At 41.1% G+C, this 16,767-nt stretch carries 14 protein-coding genes; all 14 read left to right on the top strand.

Annotated elements, in window-relative coordinates:
* Positions 1-10: 10 nt before the first annotated feature.
* A complete protein-coding gene (locus tag BQ5321_RS15690; protein ID WP_071395375.1) occupies positions 11-1,693 on the top strand; it encodes a DAK2 domain-containing protein in 1,683 nt (560 codons plus the stop codon).
* 151 nt (positions 1,694-1,844) lie between these two features.
* Entirely contained in the window at positions 1,845-2,507 is a 663-nt protein-coding gene (gene sdaAB / locus BQ5321_RS15685; RefSeq protein WP_071396942.1) for an L-serine ammonia-lyase, iron-sulfur-dependent subunit beta, read from the top strand.
* A 69-nt stretch (positions 2,508-2,576) separates the two neighbouring features.
* Complete coding sequence (gene sdaAA / locus BQ5321_RS15680) at positions 2,577-3,455, top strand: L-serine ammonia-lyase, iron-sulfur-dependent, subunit alpha (RefSeq protein ID WP_071395374.1); 879 nt, start codon at positions 2,577-2,579, stop codon at positions 3,453-3,455.
* Between the two features lie 15 nt (positions 3,456-3,470).
* On the top strand, positions 3,471-5,504 hold the full coding sequence (recG, locus tag BQ5321_RS15675) for an ATP-dependent DNA helicase RecG (RefSeq protein ID WP_084786832.1): 2,034 nt from the start codon (positions 3,471-3,473) through the stop codon (positions 5,502-5,504).
* A gap of 165 nt (positions 5,505-5,669) precedes the next feature.
* Entirely contained in the window at positions 5,670-6,227 is a 558-nt protein-coding gene (fapR, locus tag BQ5321_RS15670) for a transcription factor FapR (protein WP_071395372.1), read from the top strand.
* Positions 6,228-6,268: 41 nt separating this feature from the next.
* Entirely contained in the window at positions 6,269-7,270 is a 1,002-nt protein-coding gene (plsX, locus tag BQ5321_RS15665; RefSeq protein ID WP_071395371.1) for a phosphate acyltransferase PlsX, read from the top strand.
* Between the two features lie 10 nt (positions 7,271-7,280).
* Complete coding sequence (fabD, locus tag BQ5321_RS15660; protein ID WP_071395370.1) at positions 7,281-8,228, top strand: ACP S-malonyltransferase; 948 nt, start codon at positions 7,281-7,283, stop codon at positions 8,226-8,228.
* On the top strand, positions 8,225-8,968 hold the full coding sequence (gene fabG / locus BQ5321_RS15655) for a 3-oxoacyl-[acyl-carrier-protein] reductase (protein WP_071395369.1): 744 nt from the start codon (positions 8,225-8,227) through the stop codon (positions 8,966-8,968). The genes fabD and fabG overlap by 4 nt, the downstream gene beginning before the upstream one ends.
* Positions 8,969-9,094: 126 nt before the next feature.
* Positions 9,095-9,328: an acyl carrier protein gene (locus BQ5321_RS15650; protein WP_071395368.1), complete on the top strand. Its 234-nt coding sequence runs from the start codon at positions 9,095-9,097 to the stop codon at positions 9,326-9,328.
* A 162-nt stretch (positions 9,329-9,490) separates the two neighbouring features.
* Positions 9,491-10,255, top strand: coding sequence for a ribonuclease III (gene rnc, locus BQ5321_RS15645; RefSeq protein ID WP_071395367.1), 765 nt, complete (start codon positions 9,491-9,493; stop codon positions 10,253-10,255).
* 12 nt (positions 10,256-10,267) lie between these two features.
* A complete protein-coding gene (gene smc / locus BQ5321_RS15640) occupies positions 10,268-13,834 on the top strand; it encodes a chromosome segregation protein SMC (RefSeq protein ID WP_071395366.1) in 3,567 nt (1,188 codons plus the stop codon).
* A gap of 60 nt (positions 13,835-13,894) precedes the next feature.
* A complete protein-coding gene (ftsY, locus tag BQ5321_RS15635; RefSeq protein ID WP_071395365.1) occupies positions 13,895-14,881 on the top strand; it encodes a signal recognition particle-docking protein FtsY in 987 nt (328 codons plus the stop codon).
* A gap of 124 nt (positions 14,882-15,005) precedes the next feature.
* Entirely contained in the window at positions 15,006-15,338 is a 333-nt protein-coding gene (locus BQ5321_RS15630; protein ID WP_071395364.1) for a putative DNA-binding protein, read from the top strand.
* A gap of 12 nt (positions 15,339-15,350) precedes the next feature.
* Positions 15,351-16,703: a signal recognition particle protein gene (gene ffh, locus BQ5321_RS15625; protein ID WP_071395363.1), complete on the top strand. Its 1,353-nt coding sequence runs from the start codon at positions 15,351-15,353 to the stop codon at positions 16,701-16,703.
* Positions 16,704-16,767 lie beyond the last annotated feature (64 nt).

Raw genomic sequence — 16,767 nt, 5'->3', positions numbered from 1 at the left:
AGGAAGAATTGTGTCAATTACAGTTTTGGACGGAAAACGTTTTGCAGAGATGGTCATAAAGGGAGCTAATCATTTAGCTGCTAATGCCAATTATGTTGATGCATTAAACGTATTCCCTGTTCCAGATGGTGATACTGGAACAAATATGAATTTATCAATGACCTCAGGTGCCAAAGAGGTTAAACAGAATAAACAAGACCATATTGGAAAAGTGGGGATAGCCCTTTCAAAGGGATTACTAATGGGTGCCCGTGGTAATTCAGGGGTCATCCTTTCCCAATTGTTCCGTGGTTTTTCTAAGGCAATTGAACAAAAAGCAGTGATTAACGGAACAGAATTTGCCAGAGCGTTCGAGTCTGGTGTAGAAACAGCCTATAAAGCCGTTATGAAGCCTGTTGAAGGAACTATTCTTACGGTTGCAAAGGATGCCGCCAAAATGGCGGTGCAGGCGGCCAAGAAAAGTGATGATCTTATTTATATAATGGATGAGGTTGTCAAGGAAGCGAAAGCTTCCTTAAACCGCACACCAGACCTGTTGCCTGTACTAAAAGAAGTAGGAGTAGTAGACAGTGGGGGTCAAGGACTTGTTTTTGTTTATGAAGGTTTTCAAGCAGAGCTCAAAGGAGAGCAGCTGCCGGATTCACCTGTAAGCTTACCTTCAATGGAAGAACTTGTAAGCGCTGAGCATCATAAAAGTGTTCAAGGACATATAAATACAGCGGATATCGTATTTGGCTATTGTACTGAATTTATGGTAAAGCTTGAGGATAAAAAGCTTGACAAAAATTCTTTCTCCGAAGAAAACTTCCGCCAGGATTTAAGTAAACTGGGAGATTCCTTACTAGTTATCTCTGACGATGAGGTTGTGAAGGTGCATATCCATTCGGAGGAACCAGGCAATGTGTTAAATTATGGTCAACGCTATGGAAGCCTCATCAATATGAAGATTGAAAATATGCGTCAGCAGCATACCAATATTGTGGGTGAAACGCACGAAGCAGTAAAAGAAACCACATCCGTCGCGAACAAAGAAAAGCAGCCATTTGGAATTGTAGCGGTTTCAATGGGAAGCGGTGTGGCTGATTTATTTAAAAGTATTGGTGCCCATGCAGTGATTGAAGGTGGACAAACAATGAATCCAAGTACGGAAGACATTGTGAAAGCCATTAAAGAAGTGCATGCACATAAAGTTATTATTCTGCCGAATAATAAAAACATTATCATGGCTGCTGAACAGGCAGCTGAGGTAAGTGATGAAGAGGTACTTGTGATTCCGTCTAAAACGGTACCGCAGGGATTATCGGCATTGCTGGCCTTTAATCCGAATGCTGATTTAGCTGGTAATAAAAAGCATATGTCTGAGGCGTTAGAGCATGTCAAAACAGGTCAAATTACCTTTGCTGTTCGAGACACAACGATCGATGGGCTTGAAATAGAAAAAGATGATTTTATGGGGATTTTAGACGGTAAAATTGTCGTAAAAAATAAAGATAAGCGAGTCACGGCTAATCAACTAGTTGAGCAAATGGTCGATGATGACTCGGAAATTGTCACGGTATTAAAAGGAATCGATGCATCTGAAGAAGAGGTTGCAGCCCTTGTTTCATTTATTGAGGAGCGCTTTGAAGAGGTTGAAGTAGAAGTGCATAACGGTCAGCAGCCGTTATATCCATTTATTATTGCAGTTGAATAATTTGCCATCGTGGTAAGACCTTTGTGAATGGGTTTTGATCCTCTTGGTTTTTATAGTAACAATACATGATTTGTTGCTATAAACTATCAAGAAGGCTCAGACCCATTTTTTGTTTGTCTCTTTATGATTCTCGAGACCTGGAGGTTGTATGGTGAAGTTCAAAAGTGTATTTGACATCATTGGTCCTATTATGATTGGACCATCTAGCTCCCATACTGCTGGTGCGGCTAGAATTGGCCGAGTGGCACGTAGCTTATTTGGAAGGGAGCCGAAATGGGCGAAGATTTATTTTTATGGTTCGTTTGCTCAAACGTATCGGGGACATGGAACGGATGTTGCGATTGTGGGAGGCATCCTTGATTTTGATACGTTCGATAAACGGATTATTGATTCCATTAGTCTTGCGAAGCAAAAAGGAATCAGGCTTCAATTTTTGATAGAGGATGCTGTTTGGGAGCATCCCAATACTGCTCGTGTCATGATAGGGGATGAAAATGGTGAGTTAGAGCTTGTCGGTGTTTCTATTGGCGGCGGGAAAATTGAAGTGATTGAATTAGATGGTTTCGTTTTAAGGCTTTCAGGTAATCATCCTGCGATTCTCATATTTCATCAGGATAAATTTGGAACCATTGCAAGTGTATCGAATGTGCTAGCTAAGTATAGAATCAATATTGGGCACATGGAGGTTGCCAGAAAAGAAATTGGTAAAAAGGCACTTATGACCATCGAAGTAGACCAGAATCTGGATACTTTTATTTTGCGGGAATTAGAGAAGCTAGAGAATATAATAAGCGTTACAAGGATTGTAGATTAATGGTTGCATGATACCTTCCACTAGTTCATAAAGGTTGAAAAGAAAGTAACGATGAAGGAAGGGGCAAGTATGTTTCGTACAGTTGCAGAGTTAGTTCAACTAGCAAACCAGCAAAGTGAGAAAATTTCAGATATCATGATACAAAGGGAAAAAGAAGTTACCGGGCGTTCAAGGAAAGAAATCCTTGCAATAATGGAACAAAATTTAATCGTGATGGAAAAAGCGGTGGACTGTGGGGTTAACGGCGTACAATCTCATTCTGGACTAACGGGTGGAGATGCCCTCCGCATGCAAAAGTATCTTGAGAAGGGACAGTTCTTATCAGGGGACATTATTTTGGATGCCGTGAGTAAAGCGATGGCAACCAATGAAGTAAATGCTGCAATGGGTATCATCTGTGCCACGCCGACAGCAGGTTCTGCAGGTGTTGTGCCTGGCACTTTATTTGCTCTGAAATCAAAGCTGAACCCATCCCGTGAACAAATGCTTGCCTATCTATTTACAGCTGGTGCATTCGGCTTTATTGTAGCCAATAATGCGTCAATTTCAGGGGCTGCGGGCGGCTGTCAGGCTGAGGTTGGCTCGGCGGCAGGCATGGCTGCTGCGGCTATTGTAGAACTGCGTGGTGGAACTCCGAATCAATGTGCAGAAGCCATGGCGATAACGCTAAAAAATATGTTAGGATTAGTATGTGACCCTGTGGCAGGTTTAGTGGAAGTCCCGTGTGTAAAAAGAAATGCAATGGGAGCAGCCAATGCCATAGTGGCAGCAGATATGGCACTTGCCGGAATCTCGAGCAGAATTCCGTGCGATGAAGTGATTGCTGCGATGTATAAAATCGGGCAATCGATGCCGACTGCACTTAAAGAAACAGGACAGGGAGGGTTGGCGGCTACACCAACTGGTCGTATGCTTGAAGCAAAGATCTTTGGTAAGCCGATACAATAAGTGACAAATCCATTAATGCAATCTGTAACTGCCATCAAAGGCATAGGAGAAGAAACAGCTACAGCATTAGCTGATATGAAAATATATAATATTAAAGACTTATTAGAATATTTTCCGTATCGTTATGAAGACTATCGTCTGCGTGATTTAGCGGAAGTAAAGCATGATGAGAAAATAACAGTAGAAGGGAAGGTTCACAGCGAGCCTTCTCTTACCTATTATGGACGAAAACGATCCCGTTTAACCATTCGTCTTCTGGTGGATCGATATTTAATTCAGGTTGTATTATTTAATCAACCGTACTTGAAGAAAAAGCTAGCGATAAACGATCAAATTACTGTTTCAGGAAAATGGGACGGGCATAGACAAATGATTACGGCAAGCGAGCTAAAGGTTGGTTCGCCCGATACCAAAAAGGATTTTGAACCTGTGTACGCTTTAAAGGGCGATATGACGCTAAAGGGGATTAGGCGCTGTATACAATTGGCCTTTTCCCAATATGGTCAATGGGTTGAGGAAACCTTACCAGAGCCTCTCCGGAAAAAATATAAATTAATCAATCGAAGAGATGCTATAAAGGCTCTTCACTATCCTCTTGAACAAGGAAATCTAAAACAAGCACGGAGAAGATTTGTTTACGAGGAATTTCTTTTATTTCAATTGAAAATGCAGACCCTTCGAAAAATTGAGCGTGAGCAATCAAAAGGGACATCTCAAGAATATGATGAAGAAAAAACAGCTGCTTTTATTCAGCAGCTACCGTTTCCGTTGACCAATGCTCAAAGCAGAGTGATAAAGGAAATCTTGGCAGATATGAAATCAATTTATCGCATGAACCGTCTACTGCAAGGAGATGTCGGTTCAGGGAAGACGGTTGTAGCAGCGATTTCTTTATTTGCTAGCGTTTCAGCTGGATTTCAAGGTGCACTGATGGTGCCAACGGAAATCCTTGCTGAGCAGCATGCTGAATCATTGAAAGAGTTGCTTGAACCTGTTGGGATATCGTGTGAGCTGTTAACCAGCTCTGTGAAGGGTAAGCGTCGCAAAGAATTACTTGTAAAATTAAAAACAGGAGATATTGATATTTTAATTGGCACTCACGCTTTAATCCAAGAGGAAGTGGAATTCAACAAGCTAGGACTTGTTATCACAGATGAACAGCATCGTTTTGGGGTCGAGCAGCGTCGTATCCTGAGGGAAAAAGGCGTAAATCCGGATGTATTATTCATGACAGCAACACCTATCCCGCGTACGTTGGCGATTACGGTATTTGGGGAAATGGATGTATCGATTATTGATGAAATGCCCGCAGGAAGAAAGAGCATTGAGACCTATTGGGTAAAGCCTGAAATGATGGATAGAGTCCTTAGTTTTATGAATAAAGAGTTACTAAAGGGACGGCAAGTCTATGTCATTTGTCCATTAATAGAAGAATCCGATAAGCTAGATGTTCAAAATGCCATCGATGTACATGGTACGCTTGTTCATTTTTTTCAAAACCGCTATCAAATTGGTCTGATGCATGGCCGGCTGCCGGCAGATGAAAAGGATATTGTGATGAAAGAATTTGGTGAAAATAAACTGCAGGTACTGGTTTCTACAACGGTGGTAGAGGTAGGTGTGAATGTTCCCAATGCCACTCTAATGGTCATTTATGATGCAGAGCGTTTTGGTCTTTCCCAGCTTCATCAGTTAAGGGGAAGGGTTGGACGAGGAAGTGAACAATCCTATTGTATTTTGTTAGCAGATCCCAAATCAGAGACTGGTAAAGAAAGAATGAAAATCATGACTGAAACGAATGATGGCTTTGTATTAAGTGAAAAGGACCTTGAATTGCGTGGGCCTGGTGACTTTTTTGGAAAAAAACAAAGCGGGTTGCCGGAGTTTAAGGTGGCCGATATGGTTCATGACTTTCGAGCACTTGAAACGGCCAGACAGGATGCGGCTATACTAGTAGAGTCCTCGTACTTTTGGAATGCGGATGAATATCAGCTGCTGCGAAGCTATCTCGAAGAAACAGGTGTGTTTGATGGGGAAAAATTAGATTGATTAGCATGTATCCACTCAACTTTTATTTTAAGTTGAGTGTTATTTTATTTTCGGCTATCTTTAAATCCATTTCGGTTTTCATTTACTTTTATTCTTGCAATCTGTTTTTTTAAATTATATACTACTTTTAGTACCTAGTCTTAGTATCGTGGACGGTGTCATAAAATGAAAAGAAATAAGCGGGATAGACAAAAAAGCTTACAGGAAACAATTAAGGAAAATCCGTTTATTACCGATGAGGAACTAGCGGAGAAATTTTCTGTAAGCGTACAAACCATTCGCTTAGACCGGCTTGAACTATCGATTCCGGAATTAAGAGAGCGAATCAAGCATGTAGCTGCAACAAAGTTCGAAGATGAAGTTCGTTCCCTACCTATCGATGAGGTCATAGGGGAAATCATTGATATTGAATTAGATAAAACAGCTATTTCAATCTTTGATGTGAAGCCTGAGCATGTATTCAAGCGCAATCATATTGCTCGTGGCCATCACTTATTTGCCCAGGCAAATTCACTTGCTGTTGCGGTGATAAATGATGAGCTTGCGTTAACAGCCAAAGCAAATGTCCATTTCATTCAACCTGTAAAAGAAGGCGAACGGGTGGTTGCGAAGGCGAAGGTTAGTAACATTGATAATGAAATGGGCAGGACAATTGTAGAAGTACAAAGTTTCGTCAATAATCATTTGGTTTGCAAAGGTGAATTTGAAATGTATCGCTCCTAACATAAGTGGAAGTGATATAGAAGGAGTAGTGGACAGACATCATGAAAATCGCTATTGATGCAATGGGTGGAGATCATGCACCAAGAGAGATTGTCCTTGGAGCTGTAAAAGCGGTCGAAACTTATACTGACGTTCAAATCATCCTTGTTGGGGATGAAAAGAAAATAAATGAATATTTAGAGGGAAATGAGCGTATTTCCATTATTCATACAGAAGAAGTCATTACTGGTCAGGATGAGCCTGTCCGGGCTGTGAGAAGAAAGAAAGATGCCTCAATGGTACTGGCTGCCAAGGAAGTAGCTGAGGGTAGAGCAGATGCGTGTATTTCGGCTGGAAATACAGGTGCTTTGATGGCTGCGGGTTTATTTATTGTTGGAAGAATTGAAGGAATAGAACGCCCGGCACTTTCCCCCACACTGCCAACGATTGGCGGAGAGGGCTTTGTGCTTCTCGATGTCGGTGCAAATGCTGATGCTAAGCCTGAACATCTTCTTCAGTATGCCATAATGGGTTCAATATACAGTCAAAAGGTTAGAGGGATTTCTAATCCTCGCGTTGGTTTATTGAATATTGGAACGGAAGAGAAAAAGGGTAACGAATTAACTAAGCATACATATGAATTAATGAAAAACATCGATGTAAACTTTATTGGGAATATAGAAGCTCGCGATTTGATGGAGGGTGTCTGTGATGTTGCCGTTACAGACGGATTTACAGGGAATATGGTGTTAAAAACCGTTGAGGGCACCGCGATGTCGATAATGAAGATGTTAAAAAGCTCCCTTATGTCGAGCTTCAAGAGCAAGCTGGCTGCATCGGTGTTAAAGCCAAATCTCTATCAATTAAAATCGAAGATGGATTACTCAGAGTATGGGGGTGCTGGCTTATTTGGCTTAAAAGCTCCTGTTATCAAAGCGCATGGCTCTTCTGATGCAACGGCGATATTCAATGCAGTTAGGCAAACTCGTGAAATGGTAGAGGGACAGGTTGCGGATACGATCAAAGCAGCCGTTGAGAAAGCGACCTTTAATAAGACTACTTAGGAGGAAAATAATGAGCAAGATAGCATTTATCTTTCCTGGTCAGGGCTCACAAACTGTTGGCATGGGAAAGTCTTTAGCAGAGGCTTATGGGCCTACCAATGATTTTTTTCTGAAAGCAGATAAGAAACTAGATTATTCTTTATCTAAGCTGATATTTGAAGGTCCGCAGTCCGAGCTGACATTGACTTTTAATGCACAGCCTGCTTTACTAACAACGAGCATAGCGGTAATGGAATATTTCAGACAATCTGGGATTATACCCGATTATGTTGCTGGGCACAGTCTTGGGGAATACACGGCCCTTGTAGCTGCTGGTGCCTTCAGTTTTGAAGAGGGTGTATATGCGGTTCATAAAAGAGGCGAATATATGGAAATCGCTGTCCCGAATGGAGAAGGGACCATGGCGGCCGTATTAGGACTAGATAGTGACAAGCTTGAAGCTGTCACTAATGAGATTACCGAAAGCGGTCATCTTGTTCAATTAGCTAATATTAATTGTCCGGGTCAAATCGTTATATCTGGGACAAGAAAAGGGGTTGAACTTGCCGGGGCAAAAGCCAAAGAAGTTGGAGCTAAACGCGTGCTGCCACTTGAGGTAAGCGGACCTTTTCATTCGGCATTAATGAAGCCGGCGGCTGAGAAGCTTAAAGCTGTACTTGATGAAATGGACATAAAGGATGCAAAGATTCCAGTGATTGCTAATGTATCTGCGCGAGAGATGACCGACGCTTCAGATATTAAAGAAAAACTAATCGAGCAGCTCTATTCCCCGGTTCAATGGGAAAAAAGTGTACGGAGAATGCTTGATTTAGGGGTCACGACTTTTATTGAAATTGGACCCGGAAAAGTGTTATCAGGATTAGTCAAAAAAGTAAGTCGGACGGTAAACACTTATGCAGTTTCAGATGTGAAAACATGCCAAGAGGTTATGGATGCGTTGAAGGAGGGGTCAAGATGAGGTTAGCGGGTAAAAAAGCATTAGTTACAGGAGCTTCTCGTGGGATTGGACGAGAAATTGCGTTAGAGCTTGCAAGGCAAGGAACGGATGTTGCCGTTAATTACTCTGGCAGTGAAGCAAAAGCCAGAGAGGTTGTTGATGAAATTCAAGCAATGGGAAAAGACTCCTTTGCTATTCAATGTGATGTTTCAAATAGTGACTCTGTGGCAAATATGATAAAAGAAACGATTGATAGATTTGAAAAAATTGATATTCTTGTGAATAATGCCGGAATTACAAAGGATAACCTCTTAATGAGAATGAAGGAAAACGAATGGGATGATGTCATGAATATCAACCTTAAAGGCGTGTTCCTTTGCACAAAAGCAGTGACAAGACAGATGATGAAGCAAAGGAGCGGCCGCATAATTAACATCTCTTCCATTGTCGGAGTGATGGGCAATCCTGGACAGGCTAATTATGTAGCTGCTAAAGCAGGTGTTATTGGTTTAACTAAAACAACTGCTAAAGAGCTTGCTTCGAGAGGGATAACGGTAAATGCTATTGCGCCTGGATTTATTACCACTGAAATGACTGACAAGCTTTCAGAGGATATCCAGCAGGAAATGTTGAAAGTGATTCCTTTAGCCCAGTTCGGTGAACCAAAGGATATTGCGAATACGGTTGTTTTCCTGGCATCGGATGATAGCCGTTATATAACAGGACAAACGATTCATGTGGATGGCGGTATGGTCATGTAAGACAACCCTATATTAAGGGGAAAATACGGTGTTTAACACGCCTTGAGCTTGTTAATGAGTAATTATTTTTTGGTAGATTATTCATATGAAATACTCTATAATGACCTGAGGGGAGGTGAATAACCAATGGCAGAGGTTTTAGAACGTGTAACAAAGATCATTGTAGACCGTTTAGGTGTAGAAGAATCTCAAGTCACTTTAGAGGCTTCTTTCAAAGATGATCTTGGTGCAGATTCCCTTGATGTAGTGGAACTTGTTATGGAACTTGAAGATGAGTTTGACATGGAAATTTCTGACGATGATGCTGAAAAAATCGCAACAGTCGGTGATGCTGTGAATTACATACAAGCAAAACAATAATCGTTGGATTCACACAAAGCTCCGTATTCTTACGGGGCTTTCTTTTATGAACAATTGTTATTCCAATGGTTTAAGGATTTTTTAAAAGTTTCTTTGCCTTTTTGTTCGTTATTCATTAAACTTTTATAGGTAGTTAAGTTTCTAGTTAAGGTGGAATTTTACATGCGTAAAAATGGAAAAGAGAAAAAAAGTATACGCACTAATGAAAGACAATTTAAAGAGTTACAGGAAGCTATTGGTGTTCAATTTTCAAACACCAAGCTATTAAAGCAAGCATTTACCCATTCATCCTATGTGAATGAACATAGGAGGAAGCCCTACGAGGACAACGAAAGACTAGAGTTTTTAGGTGATGCGGTTTTGGAACTAACGGTTTCCAAATTTTTGTTTTTGAAATATCCCATGATGAGTGAAGGGGAGCTGACTAAATTAAGGGCTGCAATTGTATGTGAACCATCACTTGTTGCGTTTGCTAATGAGCTGCAGTTTGGGAAATTCATTTTACTTGGAAAGGGAGAGGAATTAACCGGCGGCCGTGAGAGACCAGCTCTGTTGGCTGATGTATTTGAGGCGTTTATAGGTGCTCTCTTTTTAGATAAAGGCATGGAAACGGTTGTTACATTCCTCGATAAATATGTTTACCCAAAGGTGAATGCGGGTGCTTTTTCGCATGTGATGGATTTTAAAAGTCAGCTCCAGGAACTAGTTCAACGTGATAGTACAGGTATGATTGAATATAAGATACTCGTTGAAAAAGGACCGGCACATAACCGTGAATTCGTCTCTGTTGTTCTATTAAATGGAGTAGAAATTGGCACGGGTGCGGGACGTTCGAAAAAAGCTGCCGAGCAGCATGCCGCCCAAATGGCTCTGGAAAAGCTCAAAGCACATCTACATGAAAACTCAACAGAAACGCATCCAGAGTAAGGAGGAAATACAGTGTTTCTTAAACGATTGGATATTGTGGGCTTTAAATCGTTTGCTGAGCGAATAGCAGTGGATTTTGTTCAAGGTGTTACGGCCGTTGTTGGCCCTAATGGAAGTGGTAAGAGCAATATTACCGATGCTATTCGCTGGGTTTTAGGGGAACAATCCGCTAAATCGCTACGAGGCGCAAAAATGGAGGACATTATTTTTGCTGGAAGTGATTCGCGTAAACCTCTTAACTTTGCAGAAGTCACATTAACTTTAGACAACGAAGACCAGTTTCTGCCTGTTGATTATAACGAAGTCAGTGTTACCAGGCGCGTTTTTCGTTCTGGTGACAGTGAGTTCTTCATTAATAAACAAGCGTGTCGCCTAAAGGATATCGTCGATCTTTTTATGGATTCCGGACTTGGCAGAGAAGCGTTTTCGATTATTAGCCAAGGAAAAGTAGAAGAAATTCTAAACAGCAAAGCAGAGGATCGAAGAACCATTTTTGAAGAAGCAGCCGGTGTTTTAAAATATAAAACGCGAAAAAAGAAGGCTGAAGGAAAATTACATGAAACGGAAGAGAATCTTAACCGTGTTAACGACATCCTTTATGAGTTGGAAAGTCAGATTGAACCGCTAAAAATTCAAAGCTCGATGGCAAAGGATTATCTTGAGCAAAAAGAAGCGCTGGAAAAAGTAGAAGTTGCCGTTACGGTATTTGAAATTGAAGAACTGTATGCGAAATGGAAGTCGATGTCAGAGAAGGTAGAAGAGTTCAAGCAAAATGAAATAAAGCTTTCTACACTCCTGCAGGGAAAAGAAGCAAAGCTTGAAGAACTAAGAGATCAAATTGCTGCAATGGACGAATCCATTAGTCAATTACAGAACGTATTGCTCCATGCAAGTGAGGAGCTTGAAAAGCTCGAGGGCAGGAAGGAAGTCTTAAAGGAAAGAAAGAAAAATGCTGCGCAAAACAAGACTCAGCTTGAGAATAATGTAACGGAATTAACGAATAAAGTCTTGAGCTTAACTAGTCAGAAAGCAACGCTTGAAAAGCACGCTATCCAGCTGGAAAAGGAAGCATCATTAATAAAGGCTCAGCTAAAAGAAAAACAAACGCAGATCAATCTTCTAAATGAAAACATCGATCAGATAATCGATGATAGAAAAAGTGAGTATATTGAGATATTAAATACTCAGGCAGCTACAAAAAATGAATTGAATCTGATTGAACAGCAGCTAAAGCAGGTAAGTGAAAGAAGTAAGAGACAGGAAGGCGATAATGCTAAATATATTACCGAGCGTGAAGCGCTACAAAAGCAAATTGTCCACATTAAACAAACACTCAGCGCTGTTCAGCAACAAATAGAAGCCCAAGTCCATCTGTATCGAAATCAACACAAAGAGTTTGAATCGTTAAAAAGCACCTATGAAAAAAATGAGAAAATGCTGTATCAGGCATATCAATATTTACAGCAAACGAAATCCCGTAAAGAGATGCTTCAAGAAATGGAGGAAGGCTTTGCTGGCTTTTTTCAAGGTGTAAAGGAAGTATTAAAGGCACGGGAAGGGAATCTCCAGGGAATTGAAGGTGCGGTTGCTGAATTGATTTCGGTACCAAAGGAATATGAGGTAGCCATTGAAACGGCTCTAGGTACCAGTATGCAGCATATTGTTGTCAAGGATGAGCAGGCTGGCAGACAAGCTATTCAGTTTTTAAAGAATAATCGATTTGGTCGGGCAACCTTTCTTCCCCTCACTGTCATCAAAGGCAAAGCACTAGCAGAAAATCAATTGCGCTTAATGGCAAACCATCCTGATTTTGTTGGTGTTGCAGCAGAATTGATCAGCTATGATTCTATGTATGCCGATGTGATAAAAAACCTTTTAGGTATGGTTGTGATTACGAAGGATTTAAAGGGTGCTAATGAAATGGCCAAGCTCTTAGGATACCGTTGCCGCTTCGTAACACTCGATGGTGATCTCGTGAACGCCGGTGGTTCAATGACTGGTGGGGCTCTAAAACAAAATTCTGCTTCCTTATTGTCGCGGAAAAGTGAGCTTGATGAATTGAAGGAAAAATTAGCTGATATGGAAACGAAAACGGCTCACATGGAAGTAAAAATCAAAAAACTGAAAAAGGATGTCGCCAATAAGGAGGTCGAGCTCGAGGGGCTGCGGAAACAGGGTGAATCGCTAAGGCTTGAGGAGCAGGCGATAAAAGGGGAATTAAGGGAAGCGGAGCTCCAGGAAAAGAATATGAATGAACGTCTCTCCCTCTATGACCTCAATAAACAAGAATTTATGACGGAAGAGGAAAGAATCACCGCACGTAGGAAAAGCTTGAAGGCTTTACTTGAAAAGCTGCAAACAGACATTCAAGAGCTTGAAACAAACATTAACCAATTAAGTGAACAGAAGAATTCACAAACCACCTCAAAAGATACGCTGCTTTCAGAAATTAGTGAGCTAAAAGCGGTTTACGCAGCTAAAAGTGAACAGGTAAACCATGCTAAAGAAAAGTTTTCTGCGGCATCAATGGAACTTGAGGACAGTGAAAAGAAGCTACGCTTCTATCAGGAAGATTTACAGCTCTTGGATTCGGAAATGTCAGAGAGTTCATCAGGTGAAAGCAAGCTAAAGGAAGCTGCACTTGAAAAGCTTCGTGATAAAAATGAAACAGTCGAGCTGATTGCCAAAAGACGGGAAGAACGATTGAGCATGCAAAATGTGCTAGACGACCTCGATTTAGAAATTAAAGAATTAAAACGTCAGCACAGAGGTGTGACTGTATTTATGAAGGATGAGGAAGTGCAGCTTAATCGACTTGATGTGGAGCTTGAAAATAAACTGGCCCATTTAAGAGAAGAATACCTGCTGTCCTTTGAAGGAGCGAAGGAAGCATACCCGCTGACCCTTCCGATTGAGGAAGCTCGTACGAAGGTGAAATTGATCAAATTAGCACTAGAAGAGCTTGGAACTGTGAATCTAGGTGCTATTGAAGAATATGAAAGAGTGTCAGAACGCTATGAGTTTCTAATCGAGCAGCGCAATGATCTCGATGAGGCAAAGAATACATTGTTTCAGGTTATTGATGAGATGGATGAAGAGATGAAAAGAAGATTTGAGCAGACGTTTGAAGGGGTTCGTTTCCACTTTGAATCAGTATTTAAGGAATTGTTTGGTGGTGGCAGAGCAGATCTCCGGTTAACAAATCCAGAGGATTTATTGAATACAGGGGTGGATATTGTTGCCCAGCCTCCTGGTAAAAAGCTGCAAAATCTTGGCTTGCTTTCAGGTGGTGAGCGTGCTTTGACGGCCATTGCCCTATTATTTTCTATTTTAAAAATCAGGCCGGTACCCTTCTGTATACTAGATGAAGTAGAGGCTGCTCTTGATGAAGCAAACGTTTACCGCTTTAGTCAATACTTAAAACGATACAGTAAGGAATCTCAATTCATTGTTATTACTCACCGTAAAGGAACGATGGAGGAAGCGGATGTTTTATATGGAATAACCATGCAAGAGTCGGGGGTATCCAAGCTGGTATCCGTTCGGCTTGAAGAGACTGGTGAATTCGCTGCACAATAGATTGACCGATTCCTTCTAAGGCAGGAATTGAATGATTATTATCTTAAAGGAAGTGATTCTATGAGTTTTTTCAAAAGATTAAAAGAAAAAATTACGAAGCAGACTGACAGTGTTACAGAAAAATTTAAAGAAGGCTTAACGAAGACTCGTGATAGCTTTTCCGGTCGTGTCAACGAGCTTGTCTCTCGCTACCGAAAGGTTGATGAGGATTTCTTTGAGGAGCTGGAAGAAATCCTTATTCAAGCCGATGTCGGTTTTGATACAGTGATGACGCTGATTGAGGAATTGAAAATGGAAGTAAAAAGGAAGAATATCCAGGATCCAAATGAAGTTCAAAGTGTGATTTCTGAAAAGCTTATTGCGATTTATGAAAAAGGTGATACTTCTGTCACTTCCTTAAATATTCAGGAAAACGGCCTAACGGTTATCCTGTTCGTTGGTGTGAATGGTGTTGGTAAAACAACGACAATTGGTAAACTAGGTCATCAATTTAAATCAGAAGGTAAAAAGGTATTAATGGCAGCCGGAGACACCTTTAGAGCAGGTGCAATTGAACAGCTAGAGGTATGGGGAGAACGAGTTGGTGTTGAAGTGATTAAGCAGGCAGCCGGTTCGGATCCCGCTGCTGTTATGTACGATGCGATACAGGCAGCGAAATCACGGAATGCCGATATTCTATTATGTGACACAGCAGGCCGTTTGCAGAATAAAGTTAATTTAATGAAGGAACTAGAAAAGGTGAAACGGGTCATTGAAAGGGAAATTCCGGGTGCCCCACATGAAGTGCTGCTTGTATTAGATGCCACAACAGGTCAAAATGCAATGATTCAGGCTAAAACCTTTAAGGAAGCCACGGACGTATCAGGGATAGTCTTAACCAAGCTTGATGGTACAGCAAAAGGTGGTATCGTACTAGCGATTCGCAACGAGCTTAATATACCGGTTAAATTTGTTGGACTAGGTGAAAAAATGGACGACCTGCAATCCTTTAATGCTGAGCAATATGTGTATGGCTTGTTTGCTGACCTTGTTGAAAAAGCGGAATAAATTAATAGAATACAAGTGGTGAAAGGCTTTTTATAAGATGTAAAGATATTTTCTTGACATCTTGGTCAGATGTGTGTAGACTAACTTTTGTAAAGGCTTTTCACTTAACATAGGGGGAATAGCGATGCTTGAGAAAACAACGAGAATGAACTACTTATATGATTTCTATCAATCGTTGTTAACGCCGAAGCAACGCAGTTATATGGCTCTCTATTATTTAGATGATTTTTCCCTAGGTGAGATTGCGGAAGAATATAATGTTAGCCGTCAAGCTGTTTATGATAATATCAAACGGACGGAAACAATGCTTGAAGAATACGAAAAAAAGCTGTTATTATTCAAAAAATTTCAAGAGCGAACAAAGTTAATTGAAGAAATGGAAGAGGGACTGAAAGATGCAACATTGTCTCAACAAAGATTATCTGAATTAGTCAATGAGCTTGCGAAATTAGATTAGGAGGCGGCATACATGGCATTTGAAGGTTTAGCCGACCGACTGCAAAGTACGATTCAAAAGATTCGTGGAAAAGGGAAGGTCACGGAATCAGACGTTAAAGAAATGATGCGTGAAGTACGCCTGGCTCTATTAGAAGCCGATGTTAACTTTAAAGTTGTGAAGGACTTTGTCAAAAAGGTTAGCGAACGTTCTGTTGGTCAGGAAGTGATGAAGAGCTTAACACCTGGACAACAGGTTATTAAGGTCGTAAAGGAAGAACTAACAGAACTGATGGGTGGGGAACAGAGTAAAATCGCTGTTTCAAACCGGCCGCCGACAGTCATTATGATGGTCGGCCTACAGGGTGCTGGTAAAACAACCACAACAGGTAAATTAGCTAACCTACTTCGTAAAAAGTATAACCGCAATCCCATGCTGGTTGCCGCTGATATCTACCGACCGGCAGCCATTAAGCAGCTTGAAACGCTCGGAAAACAATTGAGTATGCCGGTTTTTTCACTAGGGGACCAAGTAAGTCCAGTTGACATTGCCAAGCAGGCGATTCAAAAGGCAAAAGAGGATCATCATGACTATGTTTTGATTGATACCGCTGGCCGTCTGCACGTGGACGAGGCATTGATGGATGAGCTGAAACAAATAAAAGAGCTGGCGAAACCGGATGAAATCTTCCTTGTTGTTGATGCCATGACCGGTCAGGATGCTGTAAATGTAGCTTCTAGTTTTAATGAGCAGCTAGGCTTAACCGGTGTTGTCTTGACGAAATTGGATGGTGACACTCGAGGCGGGGCAGCGTTGTCTATCCGTTCTGTTACCAATACACCGATTAAATTTGTCGGCCTTGGGGAAAAAATGGACGCAATTGAAGCGTTCCATCCTGAAAGAATGGCCTCGAGAATTCTTGGCATGGGTGATGTTCTGACGCTCATTGAAAAAGCACAGGCAAATGTGGACGAGGAAAAAGCGAAGGAATTGGAACAAAAGATGCGGACAGCATCGTTTACCTTTGATGATTTTCTTGATCAACTTGGTCAGGTTCGCAATATGGGACCATTAGATGAATTATTAAAGATGATGCCTGGAGCGAACAAAATTAAAGGGTTGAATAACCTGCAAATAGATGACAAACAGATTGCCCATGTAGAAGCAATCATTAAATCTATGACAAAGCAGGAAAAAGTGAACCCTGAAATTATCAATGCCAGCCGTCGTAAGCGAATTGCCAAAGGTAGCGGGACTTCTGTTCCAGAGGTTAATCGCTTGCTTAAGCAGTTTGAAGATATGAAAAAAATGATGAAGCAAATGGCAGGCATGCAGCAAAAAGGAAAGAAAAAGGGCGGTTTTAAATTTCCGTTTAAACCGTTTTAAGCTCTTGTTGGTAGTTTTAACTAACTGACAAGAAAAAAGACTTTACAAAGCTTTTAATAATTGA

The sequence above is a fragment of the Bacillus tuaregi genome, assembly GCF_900104575.1.
Lineage (GTDB): Bacteria > Bacillota > Bacilli > Bacillales > Cytobacillaceae > Bacillus_BD > Bacillus_BD tuaregi.
Note: the sequence above shows the minus strand (reverse complement) of the source record. Positions and strands in the feature narration are given on the sequence as shown.